Genomic DNA, 15,538 nt, shown 5'->3' with positions numbered 1-15,538 from the left:
CTGTAGATTCGAGGGACGGCAGCAATGAGATAAACGCCAGTGACAACGACCTTGCCAAGCAGAATCCCGTCCGCACTGCGGCGGCTCGACCCATTCGTGCAGCTAAGATTATGGGGCGCTGGGCTGACGCTCACGCTCACAATCACCGACTCGTTGAGCGTATTGAGCGGTTTCGAGTTCGACGTGAAGCGGTTCGATCTCGACTATCTGATGTTCAGCGGTCTTTACATGCTGGCCAGCCTGACCATTTGCCAACTCGCGCTTACCCCGTTCATCGCGGGCGTGTCAGTCACCCGCGGCCTCCTGACCGCCGCCGCAGCGGTCCTGGTCAACGGCTTCTCCGAGGCTTTCCTGTTCTGGCTCACGATCAGTCCCGATGTGATGGACTCGGCAGCCGGGTTTGGGCGCTCCGTTCTGTTCAGCCTGCTCGCCACCGGCGGCCCCCGGGTCGTGCTCTGGCTCGCAGTCATGCTGGTGCTGATTCATCAACTCAGACGGCAGCATGAACGTGACCGGCTTCGCGATCTTGAGGCCGCTGTCACGCAGGCTCACCTGTCGCAGCTGGAGAGCCAGATCAACCCGCACTTCCTGTTCAACGCACTGAATACGCTCGGTGCGTTGATTAATCTTGATCGCAAGCCGGAAGCCCGCGGCGCCGTGGTCGCGCTCGGCGACCTGCTGCGGCGCAGCCTGAAACACGATGCAGACCCGGTCACAACGATCGCCGATGAGATGGAGTCCGCCGGGGTCTATCTGCAGATCGAAGCGTTACGATTTCCCGAGCGGCTACGCGTTGAATGGAGGGTCGATGACCGCTTCCGGCACGTACTTGTTCCCCGCTTCGCCCTTCAGACACTGATGGAGAACGTCGTAAAGCACAGCGTTTCCAAGACGGACCAGCTCGTCACGGCGACCGTCGAAGCCACAGACGGACCCGGCTCCACCTGCTGCATCTCGGTTCGAAATGACCGCTACAAGCCGCCGGTGTCCGCCCCCTCCGACACTTCCGGACCCACCGGCCTCGGGATCGCCAATCTGAAACGGCGCACGGAGATCCTTTTCCCGGCTGTCGGGAAATTAATCTGTGGGCCAGCTGATGACCAACATTATGAATGCAAACTCTGCATACCCTTCACTCCGAAGGTTGGCGACAGCAAGCCAGGGAAGCCCGTGTGATGAAAGTCCTGATCGTTGACGACGAACCTCTCGCCATCGCCAATCTCGAGCACATTCTCTCGGATATCCAGGGGATCTCTGTCGTGGGAACAGCCAAGACCGGGCTTGCGGCACTGCACGCCTTTGAAGCCCGCAAGCCCGACCTCCTTCTGATCGATGTAGACATGCCTGGCATGGACGGGCTTTCCCTCGCGCATGAACTGAATTGTCGCGGCAGGCCACAGATTATTTTCGTCACCGCATTCGACCGCTTTGCATCAAGGGCTTTCGATGTCGAGGCTACGGATTTTGTACTCAAACCGGTCGAGCCGGTACGGCTCGGCGATGCCGTTGAGCGCGCCCGGCAGCGCTTGCTCGTCGCACCGATCATGAACGCGGTACACGACGCCGCGCGCCATGCGCTGCCAGCCGCGCCGGACACCGCGCAAACTCCGGAGCCGGATCAGGTCTATTGGGCCAAGGTCGGCAATCGCGCCCTGCGCATCAACGTCAGGAGCATCCGGCGCATTGAGGCGTGCAAGGATTATGTCTTCATCCACACCGATCAACGAAAACACATGGTGCGAACCACCATGGCTACGCTTGAGCGCGAACTTGAGGGCACCGCGATCCGGCGTGTACACCGCTCGCACATGATCAATTTACACGACATTCAAGAGGTGATTGCAGAGGGGAATTCGCGCAAGATCACGCTCACTGACGGGACCGAGATTCCAGTCGGCCGGAATTTTCGAGACCGGCTCAGACCAATCGGCGAAACCCGTCCGCCGCATCGGACGGACTCGCCATCAACCGCCAATTCACGCCCGGGCGAACAGCACCGGGCGTGAACGAGCAGAATTCAAGACACAGGACCAGCTTATTGCGGGTCGTTTGACTCGACTTCATCCTCAACAGCGTCAGCAGCATCGTCGGCGGCGTCAGACGCATCGTCCATCATGTCCCCGACCGCATCAGCCGCGTCGTCGACCATATCGCCAGCAGCATCGACGGCGTCGCCCATGGCATCGCCAGTTGCGTCAGCCGCGCCCTGGATAGCGTCGCCGGTTGAATCGGCGGCGTCGCCCATGGCATCGCCGGCGTCCTGAGCAGCATCGCCCATTGCATCAGCGGCGTCTTCCATATGCTCGGCAGCCGAATCCATCTGGTCTTCAGCGGTATCGCCGGTGCCATCGGAACAGGCAGCCAGCAGCAGTGCAGCGGCAGATGCCGCAATCATCATTTCAAAACGCATGTCATTCTCCTTGTGACGCTACTCACATAGCAGATTTTGCGGCTCCGTAATGCAGTTTTCTTAACCATGTGTAATAATTTTCGCATCTGCGGCATCGCAGGTGCGGCAAGCGGCCGGTTTCCTGCGCTGCACCGCCCGAAACGGCACGTCCCCGTTGACACTGCCACGCCCCTCCGCTACTCCGCGCCCTCCTTATTCAATGCGTGTCAACACGAAGGCCTTGTCATGAAAGTCCGCAGCTCTCTCAAGTCGCTGAAAAATCGTCACCGTGATTGCAAGGTCGTGAAACGTGGCGGCCGTGTCTATGTGATCAACAAGACCGACCCGCGCTTCAAAGCCCGTGCCGGCTAGGCTTTCACAGTCGATGGCTCGCAAGGCTGTCCTGTGGGATCTGGGCAATGTCCTTCTGGACTGGTCGCCCGCCTATCTCTATCGCAAGATTTTCGACACTGAAGACGCGGTCCAGGACTTCCTGGGCCGTGTTTGCACGATGGATTGGCATGGCGCGCATGATCGCGGCGTGCCGATGGCCGAGAATCGCCGCGCCCTGATTGCGCAATACCCCGAGCATGAGGCCGCCATCACCGCCTGGGAAACGCGTTTCCCGGAAATGCTCAATGGCTTAGTCCCTGGCACCGCCGAAGTGATCGACGCCCTCGCCGCACGCGGTGTGCCGCAATACGCCCTCACCAATCTTCCCGCCGAATGGGTAGAGCCCGTCAACCGGCTCTACCCGGCGATGCGCCATATGCGCGACACGATCGTGTCGGCGCATGAGGGCGTGATCAAGCCCGACCGGCGCATTTACGAGATCACTGCCGCGCGTCTGCCGCATGATCCAGCCGATGTGATCTTCTTCGACGACCGCGAGGCCAATGTCATCGCAGCGCGCGAATTCGGCTTTGATTCCGAGCTGTTCACTGACGAAACCAAGCTGCGCTCAGACCTGGCGGCCCGCGGCCTGCTCTAGCACTCGACCGGTGCGACAAGATTCCAGACCGCGAGAATCAGCAACCCCCTATCCATCCCGCCCCGCTTGGCTTTAAATACATACCGAAAACACGAAAGCACCGGAGACCGGCACCAGACCGGCCCCGCCCATTGGTCGATATCGAGGAGAACACCATGGATCTCAACTTCACGCCCGAGGAAGACGCCTTCCGCGCGGAAGTCCGCAGTTTTCTCAAGGACAATCTGTCTGAAGAGCTTGCGACCAAGGTTCGCAATGGCGAGGAACTCGGCAAGGCCGATATTGAAAGCTGGCACGCGACGCTGCAAAGCCGCAACTGGCTCGCCGCGACCTGGCCGGTCGAATATGGCGGCCCCGGCTGGAATGCCGTACAACGCCATATCTTCGACGAGGAATGCTGCATGGCGAATGCGCCGCGCATCGTGCCCTTCGGTCTGGGGATGCTCGGCCCGGTCCTGATCAAATTCGGTACCGAAAAACAGAAAGCCGACATCCTGCCGCGCATTCTCGACGGCACGGATTGGTGGTGCCAGGGCTATTCCGAACCCGGTGCCGGTTCCGATCTCGCCAGCCTGAAGACCCGCGCCATCCGCGAGGGCGATGATTACATCATCAATGGCCAGAAGACCTGGACCACGCTCGGCCAGTATGCCGACAAGATCTTCTGCCTCGTGCGCACCTCCACCGAGGGCAAGCGCCAGGAAGGGATTTCCTTCGTGCTGGTCGACATCAAGACGCCCGGCATTGAAGTGCGCCCGATCAAGCTGATCGAGGGCGGCTATGAGGTGAATGAGGTCTTCTTCTCCGATGTCCGCGTGCCGGTCTCCAATCTGGTCGGGGTCGAGAATGAAGGCTGGACCATCGCCAAATTCTTGCTGACCCACGAGCGCACCGGCATTGCCGGCGTCGGCGCCTCGACCCAGGCGCTGCACGAACTCAAGGCGCTGGCGCGCAAGCTGAAACGCCGCGGCAAGCCGCTGATCGAGGACCCGCTCTTCGCGGCGCGCATCGCCGAGGCCGAGATCGATCTGGAAGCCTTGCGCATGACCAATCTGCGGGTGCTGGTCGATGCTTCCGGTGGTGCCGCCTCCAACACCATCGCCTCCATGCTCAAGATCAAGGGCACGGTGATCCGGCAAAATCTCGACGACCTCGCCCGCCGCGCCCTCGGCCCGGCTGCAGCGCCCTTCCCGATGGACGCACTGGCCGGCAACCTCACTGTCGCGCCGCCGGAAGCGGCCGCCAGTGCCGCCAGCTATTTCAACAATCGCAAGCTTTCGATCTTCGGTGGGTCCAACGAGATCCAGCGCAATATCATCGCCAAAGACATTTTCGGAGCCTGAGCCATGAATTTCAATCAAACCGACGACCGGCGCATGATCTCCGACAGCCTGCGCCGCTATCTTGCCGACCAGTATCCCGTCGAGCACCGTATCAAGATCGCCTATGACGCGCCCTTCCACGATCCCAAAAAGTGGGGCGAACTGGCCGAGCTCGGCATTCTCGGGGCGCTGATCCCGGAAGACCAGGGCGGGTTCGGCGGCGAAGGTTTCGACATCGCCGTCGTGTTCGAGGAATTCGGCCGCACGCTGTGCCCGGAGCCCATGCTCGGCAATCTGATGGGCCTGCGCCTCTATGGCGCCTTCGGCCAGTCCGACAAGGTCGAGGCTATCATCGCCGGCACTGCGCGCACCGCGCTGGCCGTGTTCGAGCCGGAAGCCTTTACCGATATCAGCGAGATCAGCAATGCCGCCACCAAATCCGGCGACAACTGGACGCTGAGCGGCCGCAAGAGCCTGGTCTATGGCGGGCATGCCGCTGATACGCTCCTGGTCGCGGCCCGCACGCCGGCCGGCAAGATCGGCCTGTTCGAGGTCGATGCTGCGGCGGCCGATATCCACGGCTATGCCATGATTGATGGCGGCGGCGCGGCGGAAGTCGGGCTCGACAACACCGCCGCCACCTGTCTCTCCGAGGACGCAGGCGAGGCCATCGAAGCCGCCCTTGATGCCGGCCGCCTGGCGCTCTGCGCCGAAGCCGTCGGCGCAATGGACGTGCTCAAGGAGATGACGAAAGACTATCTGATGCAGCGCCAGCAATTCGGCCGCCCGATCGCGACCTTCCAGGCGCTGCAACACCGCCTCGTCGACCTGTCGATCGAGATCGAGCAGGCGCGTTCCATCGTCATCCACGCCGCCGGCGCCCTCGACACGCCGGGCCGCGCCCTGGCCGTGGCGAAAGCGAAAAACCTGATCGGCCGCGCCGGCAAGCTGGTCGGCGAGGAAGCCGTGCAGATGCATGGCGGTATCGGCATGACCTGGGAATATGCCGGCTCCCACTACGCCAAACGCCTGATCATGGTCGACGCCCAGCTGGGCGATACGGAAGACCAGCTGCGCCGGGTGATGGAGCTGATGGCGGCCTAGGGCGGGTCATACACCAAGCTCAACCCGATCTTGGCGCACTTTCCTCCCCGGTTCACCGGGGAGGGGGACCACGCAGTGGTGGAGGGGCGGCGCAGCCGATTTGCGCGGCCTTCGGCCCCCTTCGGCCGCTTCGCGGCCACTTCCCCCGTAAACGGGGGAAGAAAGGGTGGTTGCCGTCGACACAGGCCGGCGGAGAATGCGGGGCAACCGACACGACTGCCAGATCCTCGTCCCGCCCGCCGGTCGATGCGGCAAATCGCACCTCTATTCACCGCATCCGGCGCAGCGAATAGCGGGGAGTCTTCCCCGCGACACGTACCAGAGGTACATGTCCCTATCCCCGGCCGCACAGGACCTCCGCCATGACCCAGCTCCGCCCCCTCGGCTCCAGCGGCCTGTCCACGCCGGCCCTCGTCTTCGGCGGCAATGTGTTTGGCTGGACGCTGCAGACACCCAAGGCCTTCGACGTGCTCGACCGTTTCATTGAGGCCGGCGGGACGATGATCGACACCGCCGATGTCTATTCGGCCTGGGTGCCGGGCCATGTTGGCGGCGAATCCGAGACGGTGATCGGGGAATGGCTGAAGCGGCGCGGGCGGCGCGATGATGTATTGATCGCGACCAAGGTCGGCATGTTGCCGATCGACGGGCCCAAACCGCTCGACCCGGACCTGATCGCGCGCCATGTCGAGGCGTCGCTGAACCGGCTGCAGACGGACTATATCGACCTCTATTACGCCCACCAGGACGACCCCGACACGCCGATGGACGAGGTGTTGCACGCGTTTTCCGAACTGGTTGATGCCGGCAAGGTCAAGGCGCTCGGGGCCTCGAACTTCACGGCGGAGCGACTGGGGCAGTCGCTGGAGATGAGCGCGGCGCGCGGCTGGGCGGCGTATTCGGTGCTGCAGCCGGAATTCAACCTGATCAGCCGTCACCGCTTTGCCGGTGCGCTGCGCGATCTGTGCATCGAGAAGAATATCGGCGTGCTGAGCTATTTCGGCCTCGCCTCGGGGTTTCTGACCGGCAAATACCGCTCAAAGGCCGATCTCGGCAAAAGTTCGCGCGGCGACCGGATGACCGCCTATTTTACCGATGCGCACATGGCCGTGCTCGCCGTGATGGACGATATCGCGGCCGAGACCGGCGCCAGCCTGTCGCAGATCTCCCTCGCCTGGATCGCCGCCCAGCCCGGCATCACCGCCCCGATCGCCAGCGCCACCAGTCTCGAACAGCTCGACGAATTGCTGGGCTCGCTGACGCTGCAGCTGAGCGCGGAGCAATTGGCACGGCTGGACGCGGCGCAAGTCTAGGACGACAAGCGGCGCACCCCGCCGCACCGTCAGCCGCTGACTTTTACTGTGCTGGCCTGCGGGCCCTGGTTGCCGACGGTTTCGGCAAAGGTGACGCGGACACCGGGCTCCAGATCGGACATCTGGCCGTTCACTACACTATTCCTGTGAAAATAGATCTCGCGCCCGTCATCGGTGTCGAGAAAGCCGAAATCGCCCGAGGCATCGATATTGCGCACAGTGGCCGCCGGCGCGGGCTCGTGGTGTTTGACATCGCCGCGGATCTTGCGCGCGCGGTCCTGCAGCCGGCGCCGGGCGCGTTTGAAGGCGTCATTGATCGCAAAGGTCACATCGCCATAGCGCTCGTCAAGATTCGGCGTGCGGCTGATATTGACCTCATGTCCGCCGGGCAGGGAGAGATGAATATTGAGTTCATAAGCCGTGCCAGTGCGGTGGTGGCCGCCGGGGCCCTTGAGTACGGCCCGCGCCGCGATGATATGCCCGAACCGTGTTTCCAGTTCGCCGACGCGCTCGTGAATGCTCGCCTGCAATTTCGGGTCTGGCTCCATGCCCTGGAAGTCGATCTGCAGCGGAGTGTCCATGCCATCCTCCCTGAGTTTCTTCATGAGACAGACAGCGATGGTAACATCCTGCAACGCCGCCTTGGAAGGGATGTCGGGCCGGCAACACGCTCCCGCAAGCGCGACCTTTTGACCGTGCCGCCCGCTTCCGTTTGGAATCCGGACGTGACCCATCTAAGGTTAACGGCACCATGACACCCTCACCTCACCCCCATCGCACGGCGGCGAGTGCCACTGCGGAGGTCACGATTCCGCCACTGGGCCTGCGCGGCATATTGCGCTGGCCGGACAATCCCGTTGGCCTGGTGATCTTCGCCCATGGGAGCGGCTCCAGCCGGCTCAGCCCGCGCAATAACCATGTTGCCGAGGCACTGAGTGAGGCGGGGTTGGCGACACTGCTGTTCGACCTCTTGAGCCCGGCCGAAGAGGCCGACCGTACCAATGTGTTCGACATCCCGGTCCTGGCCGGTCGGCTCACGGATGTGATCAACTGGACTGGCGGAATCGGGGAAATGGCCAACCTGCCCCTCGGCCTCTTCGGCGCCAGCACCGGCAGTGCCGCCGCCTTGATGGCCGCTGCCAAGCGCCCCGACCGGATCGCTGCCGTCGTCTCGCGCGGCGGGCGGCCGGATCTGGCCCGGGATGCACTGCCGGCGGTTCGCGCCCCGACCCTGCTGATCGTCGGCGGTGCCGATGGCGAGGTCGTGACATTGAATGAAGCTGCCGCCGCACAGCTCGGGGATATCGCTAGACTGACCATCATTCCCGGCGCGACACATCTTTTCCCGGAGCCGGGCGCACTCGATGCCGTAGTCGCAGCGACGCGCGACTGGTTCCTGGACCATCTTGCAGGGCCAGCTATTGGCAGAAAAGGTCGAGACAATGCCGTTTGAAAATCGAACCGATGCCGGCGAACAGCTGGCCCGGGCGCTGACGCTGTACAAGGGGCAGGATGTCATCGTGCTGGCACTGCCGCGCGGCGGCGTGCCGGTGGCAGCCAAGGTGGCACGGTATCTGGGCGCGCCGCTCGATCTGCTGCTGGTGCGCAAGATCGGCGTGCCCATGCAGCCGGAACTGGCGATGGGCGCCATTCTCGATGGCAGCGATCCAGTTATCGTGCGCAATGAAAACGTGATCCGGATGTGCCGGATTTCCGAGGATGTGTTCGAAGAGGTCCGCGAGCGCGAACTGATCGAACTGGAACGCCGGCGCGAAGCCTATCTGGGCGACCGCCCCGGCATAGGGATCAAGGACCGCATCGCCATCATCGTCGACGACGGCATTGCCACCGGTGCCACCGTACGCGCCGCACTCAAGGGCCTTCGCCTGCGAGGCCCGAAACAGATCGTCCTCGCCATCCCCGTCGCCCCGCCCGACATGGTGGCGCAGCTGCGGCGCGAGGTCGACGATCTGGTGTGTCTGGAACAGCCGGACGGCTTCGGGGCCATCGGCATGTACTATCGCGATTTTGGCCAGGTTTCCGACGCGGAAGTGATGGCATTGCTGGGCTCCGCTGCATCGGGAGCCCCATCATGATCCGCGAAGGGGCCAATGGTCGAATTGACCTTCCCCGACGCGCAGGGCAGAGCTAGAACTCTCATCGTCCAGACCACTATCCAGCCATCAAAAAGAGAGCTTCCATGGCAGCCTACCCCCTCACCATGCTCGGCACGCTCGCCGTTGTCCTGATCACCCTGATCTTCGCGGCCCGCACCGGGCAGGCGCGCGGCAAGACCGGCGTCAAGGCGCCGGCGATGTCCGGCTCTGAAGAGTTCGAGCGCGCCAACCGGGTCCACCTCAACACGGTCGAGCAATTGGTGATGTTCCTGCCCGTGCTGTGGATCTTCGCCAACCAGATGGGCGATCTCGCGGCCGGCATCGCGGCGCTGGTCTGGGTGATCGGGCGCGTGCTCTACAGCGCGGCCTATATGGCTGACCCTGCCAAGCGCACTGTCGGCTTCCTGATCGGTTTCGCCGCCCTGGTGATCCCCTTCCTGATCTCGACCGGCCTGATCCTGTGGGGCCTGTTCACGGGCTGATCGCGGCGACGCTTCGATCTTAAATCCTGGCAAGATGCGGTGGCGGCCTCTGGACGCCGCCGCAAGAGCCTCTATCCTTGTGACCATGATGATCCTGCTCGCCTCAGCCCTGCTTGCCACTGCCGCCGCGCAGGAGACGCCGCCCCTGGCGGAGCCGCTGGAGATCGCGCCGCAGGTCGAGTTCCAGACACCGCAGGAGCGGCTGACGGCCCGGCTCGATGCGCTGGCCACCGCTGATGAGGCGCAGGCGCGGCCGCTGGTCGACGAGATCTTTGCGCTCTGGTCGCATTCGGGCAGCGACACGATCTCGCTGCTGATGGATCGCGGCCATGCCGCCGAAGCGGCCGGTGATCTCGATATCGCGGCGCGCATGTATGACCATGTCACCGCACTGGCGCCGGAATTCGCCGAGGGCTGGCTGGCTGCCGGCCGTGTCGCGGCGCAGCTGGAAGACTGGACCTATGCCTTCGAGACCCTCAACACCGCATTGACGCTCGAGCCACGCCGGTTCGACGCCTATGTCACGCTCGGCCGGGTGCTGGAAAACGCCCAGGCGATCGGCGCGGCGCTCGATGCCTATGAAGAGGCGCTGGCCATCCATCCGACCTATGCGCCAGCGGTCGAGGCCAAGGCGCGCATCGACGCGGCGCAGGCCGGCCGCGCGCTCTGACCCGTGACGCCAGCCGCAATCGCCGCGATCATCGCGCTGGCCGGGCTGTTGCTCGGCGCGTTTGGCGGCTGGCTGGTCTCGCAGCGGATTGCCCGGGCACACCCGCCGGAAGGCGAATTCCTCGAGATTGACGGCACCCGGCTGCACTACCGCCGCAGCGGCGACCCCTCCCGGCCTGCCATCCTGGTCCTGCACGGCGCGGCCTCCAATCTTGAAGAACCCCGCCTGGCACTGGGCGAAGCGCTGGCGCAGGAGCATGTCATCTGGCTCGACCGGCCCGGGCTTGGCTGGAGCGGGCGGCCGAAGTCAAAACGCTGGTCGCCGGCCGGGGAAGCAGCCCTGATCGTCAAAGTCCTCGACAGGCTTGAGATCCGCAAGGCGGTGGTGATTGGCCATTCCTGGGGCGGTGCGATCGCGATGCGGCTGGCGATGGACCATCCCGAACGGGTCAGCGGCCTGGTGCTGATCGCGCCGGCACTGTCGGCCTGGATCGGCGAGGCGGCCTGGTTCAATGCGGCCAGTGGCTGGCCCCTGCTCGGACCTATTCTGACCCGGATCATCATCCCGCTGGTCGGCCCGGGCCAGCTCGAGAGCGGCGCGGCCAAGGCCTTCCACCCCGAGCCCGTGCCCCAAGACTATGTCGCCGCCTCGCGCCTGCCGCTGATCCTGCGTCCGGGCAACTGGATCGCCAATGCGCGCGACATGACACAGGTCAATACGCATCTGGAAGCGCAGGAGGTGCACTATCAGGACATCGCGCTGCACACGGTTTTCCTGGCCGGCAAGGCCGACACCGTCTTGTGGACCCATCGCCATTCCGGCCAGGTCGCGGCGCGCATGCCCAATGCCGAACTGCGCCTGATTTCCGGCGCCGGACACAATCTCCACCACCACCATCCGCAAGCCGTGCTCGAAGCGGTCATCACCGTCCGCGAACGCGCGGAATAACTGAGAAATCCGGTGGAAATCACTGGCCGACCGGCTTGAGGCCTTCGCCTGGCCAGCCTAGTGTCGCGCTCCGCCGCAGCAAAGGTTACCGACATGGCTTTCACCGACACCGCCCCGACTGGCCCGATTGACGATTCTGACGCCATGGGAGGGGTTGCGCGCGACCATCTGAAGTCTTTTGTCGCGCGGATCGAGCGGCTTGAAGAAGACAAGGCCAATGTCATGGCCGACATCAAGGAAGTCTACGCCGAGCTCAAATCCATGGGCTTCGATCCCAAGGTGATGCGCAAGGTGATCTCCCTGCGCAAGATCGACCGCAATGAGCGCCAGGAAATGGAAGCGCTTCTGGAATTGTATCTCGGCGCTGTCGAGAGCTAAACTACGAGCCTCCCCTTACGGAGGATTGCGTGCCCCGCAAGATCGACGAGAAAAAGACCCGCAAGGCCCTGCGCCGGCTGGAGCGTGCCAAACGCGCCGCCGAGCAGGCCGACACGCCTGACGCCTCACTGTCGGATTGGGAGGGCGAGTTTCTCGGCTCGCTGGAAGAAAGGCTGGAGACCTATGGCTCAGCCTTCAATGATCCGGGAAAGGGCGATACCGAAGAAGCGCTCTCGGCGCGCCAGGCCCTGAAATTGCGTGAGATCGAGAAAAAAGCTGCCGGCAAGGCGCGCAAACCGATGTCGCAGGGCAAGGGTTTCAAACGAAAAACACCGGGCCCGGGCCCCCGTTCGCGCGATATCCACGAGGATATCGAGCCTGCCCCGCCCGCCGCGCCGCCCGCCGCGCCCAGGCTGGTGGACACGCCATCCGACGCGCCGGCGGAACCGGCGCCACGCCCGGCCAGCGGCTTTACGCCACGCGTGATCGAAGGCGGCAAACCTCGCCTTTGAGCGATCCTGTTATCGCGGCGTTAAATCTGTTCCCAATCACTGCGCGCGCCGCAGCGGCAAATGCGTATCATCGCCCTTAGATCCGAGGAGATCAGAGCGATGCCCGATACCATGTTCGACACCACCTTCGACCCGATGGTCCAGATTGAAGTCCTGCAGGACGATGTGCTGCGATATCTCGAGAGTGCGCTGGAGAACGGTCTTGCGACCGTGCGCGGCGCCGCCGCCTTCCAGCAGGGCATCAACTGGCTCGACCGGCTGAGCGAGATCAAGGCCGACCAGATCTATGCGCCACTATCGGCCGATCCGCTGGCGCGCGACTATGTCGCCCATCTCGACGAGCAATTGCTGGACCTGATGTCGCGGATATCCCTGCTACGCACCCATGTCGAGCTGGGCCTCGAAACCGGAAGCGACAATGAGACGGGCATGCGCGATTCACTGCAGGCATTGCTGCAGCAATTGCGGGTCGCCTTCAATCGCGAGGCCGCCCTGATGCCGGTCTATGCAGCCTGGCAGGCGCGCGAAGGCATGCACGCGCCGCCACCCCTTGCACTGCGTCTGGTCAGCTCCCACATGTAATTCAGCCCCGAGCACCGGGTCTCCGCGCTTCTCCCCCCTTTGCGCCGCGACACGGAAAACGGGCCGGATCCCCCAGGATCCGGCCCGTTTTGTTTGTGCGCCTGTCTGTTTATCCAGCGACCTGACCAGACCGGAATAGAAACGGGCCGGCCCCCGAGGGGAACCGGCCCGCTTCACAGCCCGCCGCACAACACGCAGCCGGCATCCCGTGGCTGGGAAGCTTGTGGAGACGCTCAGCCTGTGGCGCGGACGCCGTCGACATCGAGATCGTATTCGCGAACCTTGCGGTACAGCGTCGAGCGTCCGACACCCAGACGGCGCGCGACTTCGCTCATCCGGCCGGCATAGGTCTCGATCGCGAATTCGATCAGGTCGCGCTCGATATCCTCGAGCGAACGCAGATTGCCGCCGGCATCCATGATCTCGACCGGAGCGGCTTCGCCGCTCCCGGCCATGAGCTCGACAGCGGCCGGAGAAATCTCGCCGGAATGCGCCGTCTGGCTCTGGACATTGGGCACCAGGCCGGAAATCTGCGGGAAATCCGCCGGTGTCAGATAATCGCCATCGGCGAGAATGACGGCGCGGAAGACCGCGTTTTCCAGCTGACGCACATTGCCCGGCCAGTCGAAACTGCTCAGCATGGCATGGGTTTCCGGCGAAGCGTCGACGATCGCCTTGCCCTCCTGGGCATTGAAGCGGCCGATGAAGTGACGCACCAGGGCGGGCACATCATCGCGGCGTGCGCGCAGGGAGGGCACTTCGATCGGGAAGACATTCAGGCGATAGAACAGATCCTCGCGGAAGGCCCCGGCGGCGACGCGTTCGGTGAGATCGCGATTGGTCGCCGAAATGATGCGGGTATTGACCTTGACCGGGCGCTTGGAGCCAACCGGGTCGACCTCGCCCTCCTGCAGGGCGCGCAACAGTTTGACCTGCATGTCGAGCGGCAGCTCACCGACTTCATCCAGGAAAAGCGTGCCACCATCGGCCTCCTGGAATTTGCCCATATGCTTGCCGGTCGCGCCGGTGAAGCTACCCTTTTCGTGACCGAACAGGGTTGATTCCACCAGGTTTTCCGGGATGGCGCCGCAATTGACCGCAACGAAGGGGCCGCCGGCACGCTTGGAGGCGGCCATGATCGACTGGGCGACCAATTCCTTGCCAACACCGGATTCGCCAGTGACCAGGATCGGAATATCCGATTGCGCGGCGCGTTCACCGAGCCGGACGACCTGCTGCATCGCGGCGGCCTCGGCAATCATGTCGGCAAAGCCGGACATATTCGCCGCCTTGCGCGTCAGACGCTGCACTTCGCCGCTGAGATTCTGGACCTTCAGCGCATTGCGGATCGATACCGCGATGCGTTCCGGACTGGCCGGTTTGACAAAGAAGTCCAACGCACCGGCCCGCATGGCGGCAACGACGGTCTCGATACCGCCACTGGCGGTCAGCACGATCACCGGAAGGTCCGGCAAGCGCTTCTTGACCGCTTCCAGGGTCTCCATGCCGTCCATCCCCGGCATGATCAGATCGAGCAGCATTACATCGACAGGCGATGCAGCCACCCGGTCCAGGGCCGCGTCGCCGCTTTCTGCGGTCTCTACGCGATAACCCTGCTTCTCGATCACCGCCTGAAGAAGGCGGCGTTGCGTCGGATCGTCATCAACGATCAGCACTGATTTCACCATCACACCCACGCCTTTTCGGTCGCATTGTTTTCGCCGGGTCTTTTGACCTCGCTGCCGTTTCCGACAGGGCGTCTATGCGGACCGTTATGGGACAGTCTTCTAAATTTCACGTTTAAGAGGCGGCAAGGTCCGGTTAAGCATAAGCTTGCCGACGGGGCGTTTCCGGCCTGCGAGAGACAAGATGACCGACACTTTGAGCGCAATGGCAGAGCGAAGCGTACGCTGGCCCTTCCCCCCGGAGGACGGTTATGCCGGTCTGCAGGAACATCAACGCCTGCTCTTCATTCACTCCCTGCCGGGAATGCTGGTCTGGCCCGGCCTGCTGTTCGCACTCGCCATACTGTTCCAGTTGCTCGCCCAGGGCGCCTGGACCCTGTTCGACGGCGAGAGCGCCGGGTTGAATGTGGAGACCGTCCAGTTCGCCGGCTCGGCGATGGCCTATGGCGTACTGGCGCTGTTGATGTGGCATCATTTCGGGATCTACGCCGCCCATCGCGCCGCCTTCTCGGTGATCCCGGGGCATGTGCGCGATTATCTCGCCGGCCTTCTGGTGCTGATCTTCATGCTGACGACCGCCAGTCCGTTGACGCTGTGGCTGCACCAGCTGGCCATGCTCGACCCGGGCCTGACGCTGGCCGGCGGCGCGCCGCTGGAGGATGTCTCCAATGTCGATGATTTCGTCCACGGCGGTGCAGCCCTGTGGGCGATCATCCTGCTGACCCTGGTCGCGGCGCCGGTCGTCGAGGAGATCCTGTTTCGCGGCTGGATGCTGCCCATGCTGGTCGCCCGCGGCGTTCCCGGCCTGTTTGCCGTGCTGATTTCTGCCGCCGCCTTCGGCACGATCCATATCGGCCAGGGGCTGATGGTGATGATCTCGACCGCGCTGCTGGGCGTGGCGCTGGGCCTGGCGCGCCTGTGGACCGGGCGGGTGGCCGCATCGGTGCTCGGACACATCGCCAATAATGCATGGGCTGTATTCGCGATCCCGTTTCTGACGGGAATGCAGGCGGGTTGAGATTGACGCAGCGCAGCATCGGCGCTA

Annotated in this window: 19 protein-coding genes; 16 read left to right on the top strand and 3 right to left on the bottom strand. The window is 63.6% G+C overall.

From position 1 onward, the window contains the following. The first annotated feature begins 39 nt into the window (after nt 1–39). Nucleotides 40–1,176, top strand: a complete 1,137-nt coding sequence (locus ACN0YL_RS14045; RefSeq protein WP_417498400.1) for a sensor histidine kinase — start codon at nt 40–42, stop codon at nt 1,174–1,176. Continuing rightward, nucleotides 1,176–2,006, top strand: coding sequence for a LytR/AlgR family response regulator transcription factor (locus tag ACN0YL_RS14040; protein WP_417498399.1), 831 nt, complete (start codon nt 1,176–1,178; stop codon nt 2,004–2,006). The genes ACN0YL_RS14045 and ACN0YL_RS14040 overlap by 1 nt, the downstream gene beginning before the upstream one ends. A 29-nt stretch (nt 2,007–2,035) precedes the next feature. On the opposite strand, the gene ACN0YL_RS14035 is transcribed toward ACN0YL_RS14040, so the two are convergent. Further along, on the bottom strand, nt 2,036–2,410 hold the full coding sequence (locus ACN0YL_RS14035; protein ID WP_417492665.1) for a hypothetical protein: 375 nt from the start codon (nt 2,408–2,410) through the stop codon (nt 2,036–2,038). 225 nt (nt 2,411–2,635) lie between these two features. Here ACN0YL_RS14035 and ykgO point away from each other — a divergent pair, with 225 nt between their 5' ends. The 5 genes from ykgO (at nt 2,636) to ACN0YL_RS14010 (ending at nt 7,119) form a co-directional block, all read left to right on the top strand. Continuing rightward, complete coding sequence (gene ykgO / locus ACN0YL_RS14030) at nt 2,636–2,761, top strand: type B 50S ribosomal protein L36 (protein WP_091768343.1); 126 nt, start codon at nt 2,636–2,638, stop codon at nt 2,759–2,761. Nucleotides 2,762–2,774: 13 nt separating this feature from the next. Next, nucleotides 2,775–3,380, top strand: coding sequence for an HAD family hydrolase (locus ACN0YL_RS14025; protein ID WP_417498398.1), 606 nt, complete (start codon nt 2,775–2,777; stop codon nt 3,378–3,380). A gap of 155 nt (nt 3,381–3,535) precedes the next feature. Continuing rightward, nucleotides 3,536–4,723, top strand: coding sequence for an acyl-CoA dehydrogenase family protein (locus ACN0YL_RS14020; protein WP_417498397.1), 1,188 nt, complete (start codon nt 3,536–3,538; stop codon nt 4,721–4,723). Nucleotides 4,724–4,726: 3 nt separating this feature from the next. Continuing rightward, nucleotides 4,727–5,806 (top strand): acyl-CoA dehydrogenase family protein, encoded by a 1,080-nt coding sequence (locus tag ACN0YL_RS14015; protein WP_417498396.1) that lies wholly within the window; start codon nt 4,727–4,729, stop codon nt 5,804–5,806. Nucleotides 5,807–6,168: 362 nt separating this feature from the next. Continuing rightward, complete coding sequence (locus tag ACN0YL_RS14010) at nt 6,169–7,119, top strand: aldo/keto reductase (protein ID WP_417498395.1); 951 nt, start codon at nt 6,169–6,171, stop codon at nt 7,117–7,119. Nucleotides 7,120–7,148: 29 nt separating this feature from the next. On the opposite strand, the gene ACN0YL_RS14005 is transcribed toward ACN0YL_RS14010, so the two are convergent. Beyond that, nucleotides 7,149–7,700, bottom strand: a complete 552-nt coding sequence (locus ACN0YL_RS14005) for a cold shock domain-containing protein (protein ID WP_417498394.1) — start codon at nt 7,698–7,700, stop codon at nt 7,149–7,151. Nucleotides 7,701–7,870: 170 nt separating this feature from the next. On the opposite strand from ACN0YL_RS14005, the gene ACN0YL_RS14000 reads away from it, so the two are divergent. The 8 genes from ACN0YL_RS14000 (at nt 7,871) to ACN0YL_RS13965 (ending at nt 12,808) form a co-directional block, all read left to right on the top strand. Then, nucleotides 7,871–8,572 carry a dienelactone hydrolase family protein gene (locus ACN0YL_RS14000; RefSeq protein WP_417498393.1) on the top strand — a complete coding sequence of 234 codons (702 nt, stop codon included), beginning with the start codon at nt 7,871–7,873 and terminating at the stop codon, nt 8,570–8,572. Continuing rightward, on the top strand, nt 8,562–9,215 hold the full coding sequence (locus tag ACN0YL_RS13995; RefSeq protein ID WP_417498392.1) for a phosphoribosyltransferase: 654 nt from the start codon (nt 8,562–8,564) through the stop codon (nt 9,213–9,215). The genes ACN0YL_RS14000 and ACN0YL_RS13995 overlap by 11 nt, the downstream gene beginning before the upstream one ends. Before the next feature lie 104 nt (nt 9,216–9,319). Next, entirely contained in the window at nt 9,320–9,718 is a 399-nt protein-coding gene (locus ACN0YL_RS13990) for an MAPEG family protein (RefSeq protein WP_417498391.1), read from the top strand. A gap of 85 nt (nt 9,719–9,803) precedes the next feature. Beyond that, the gene (locus ACN0YL_RS13985) at nt 9,804–10,388 is read left to right on the top strand and encodes a hypothetical protein (RefSeq protein ID WP_417498390.1); all 585 of its coding nucleotides are present in this window, start codon (nt 9,804–9,806) and stop codon (nt 10,386–10,388) included. A 3-nt stretch (nt 10,389–10,391) separates the two neighbouring features. Beyond that, the gene (locus tag ACN0YL_RS13980; RefSeq protein WP_417498389.1) at nt 10,392–11,336 is read left to right on the top strand and encodes an alpha/beta fold hydrolase; all 945 of its coding nucleotides are present in this window, start codon (nt 10,392–10,394) and stop codon (nt 11,334–11,336) included. A gap of 93 nt (nt 11,337–11,429) precedes the next feature. Next, nucleotides 11,430–11,714: a DUF2312 domain-containing protein gene (locus ACN0YL_RS13975; RefSeq protein WP_417467446.1), complete on the top strand. Its 285-nt coding sequence runs from the start codon at nt 11,430–11,432 to the stop codon at nt 11,712–11,714. Nucleotides 11,715–11,743: 29 nt separating this feature from the next. Next, nucleotides 11,744–12,226 (top strand): hypothetical protein, encoded by a 483-nt coding sequence (locus ACN0YL_RS13970; protein ID WP_417498388.1) that lies wholly within the window; start codon nt 11,744–11,746, stop codon nt 12,224–12,226. A gap of 99 nt (nt 12,227–12,325) precedes the next feature. Next, entirely contained in the window at nt 12,326–12,808 is a 483-nt protein-coding gene (locus ACN0YL_RS13965; RefSeq protein ID WP_417498387.1) for a hypothetical protein, read from the top strand. A gap of 233 nt (nt 12,809–13,041) precedes the next feature. Here ACN0YL_RS13965 and ACN0YL_RS13960 read toward each other — a convergent pair whose 3' ends face one another. Next, the gene (locus ACN0YL_RS13960; RefSeq protein WP_417498386.1) at nt 13,042–14,496 is read right to left on the bottom strand and encodes a sigma-54-dependent transcriptional regulator; all 1,455 of its coding nucleotides are present in this window, start codon (nt 14,494–14,496) and stop codon (nt 13,042–13,044) included. A 181-nt stretch (nt 14,497–14,677) separates the two neighbouring features. Here ACN0YL_RS13960 and ACN0YL_RS13955 point away from each other — a divergent pair, with 181 nt between their 5' ends. Beyond that, nucleotides 14,678–15,511 (top strand): CPBP family intramembrane glutamic endopeptidase, encoded by an 834-nt coding sequence (locus tag ACN0YL_RS13955; protein WP_417498385.1) that lies wholly within the window; start codon nt 14,678–14,680, stop codon nt 15,509–15,511. Nucleotides 15,512–15,538: the final 27 nt, after the last annotated feature.

This window comes from Maricaulis sp. (assembly GCF_048269565.1).
Classification (GTDB): domain Bacteria; phylum Pseudomonadota; class Alphaproteobacteria; order Caulobacterales; family Maricaulaceae; genus Maricaulis.
This window is presented reverse-complemented; position numbering and strand designations above follow the sequence as displayed.

Coding starts and splice junctions, on each gene's coding strand:
- ACN0YL_RS14040 (WP_417498399.1), top strand. CDS start 1,176: ATGAAAGTCCTGATCGTTGACGACGAACCTCTCGCCATCGCCAATCTC.
- ACN0YL_RS14035 (WP_417492665.1), bottom strand. CDS start 2,410: ATGCGTTTTGAAATGATGATTGCGGCATCTGCCGCTGCACTGCTGCTG.
- ykgO (WP_091768343.1), top strand. CDS start 2,636: ATGAAAGTCCGCAGCTCTCTCAAGTCGCTGAAAAATCGTCACCGTGAT.
- ACN0YL_RS14025 (WP_417498398.1), top strand. CDS start 2,775: ATGGCTCGCAAGGCTGTCCTGTGGGATCTGGGCAATGTCCTTCTGGAC.
- ACN0YL_RS14020 (WP_417498397.1), top strand. CDS start 3,536: ATGGATCTCAACTTCACGCCCGAGGAAGACGCCTTCCGCGCGGAAGTC.
- ACN0YL_RS14015 (WP_417498396.1), top strand. CDS start 4,727: ATGAATTTCAATCAAACCGACGACCGGCGCATGATCTCCGACAGCCTG.
- ACN0YL_RS14010 (WP_417498395.1), top strand. CDS start 6,169: ATGACCCAGCTCCGCCCCCTCGGCTCCAGCGGCCTGTCCACGCCGGCC.
- ACN0YL_RS14005 (WP_417498394.1), bottom strand. CDS start 7,700: ATGGACACTCCGCTGCAGATCGACTTCCAGGGCATGGAGCCAGACCCG.
- ACN0YL_RS14000 (WP_417498393.1), top strand. CDS start 7,871: ATGACACCCTCACCTCACCCCCATCGCACGGCGGCGAGTGCCACTGCG.
- ACN0YL_RS13995 (WP_417498392.1), top strand. CDS start 8,562: ATGCCGTTTGAAAATCGAACCGATGCCGGCGAACAGCTGGCCCGGGCG.
- ACN0YL_RS13990 (WP_417498391.1), top strand. CDS start 9,320: ATGGCAGCCTACCCCCTCACCATGCTCGGCACGCTCGCCGTTGTCCTG.
- ACN0YL_RS13985 (WP_417498390.1), top strand. CDS start 9,804: ATGATGATCCTGCTCGCCTCAGCCCTGCTTGCCACTGCCGCCGCGCAG.
- ACN0YL_RS13975 (WP_417467446.1), top strand. CDS start 11,430: ATGGCTTTCACCGACACCGCCCCGACTGGCCCGATTGACGATTCTGAC.
- ACN0YL_RS13965 (WP_417498387.1), top strand. CDS start 12,326: ATGCCCGATACCATGTTCGACACCACCTTCGACCCGATGGTCCAGATT.
- ACN0YL_RS13960 (WP_417498386.1), bottom strand. CDS start 14,496: ATGGTGAAATCAGTGCTGATCGTTGATGACGATCCGACGCAACGCCGC.
- ACN0YL_RS13955 (WP_417498385.1), top strand. CDS start 14,678: ATGACCGACACTTTGAGCGCAATGGCAGAGCGAAGCGTACGCTGGCCC.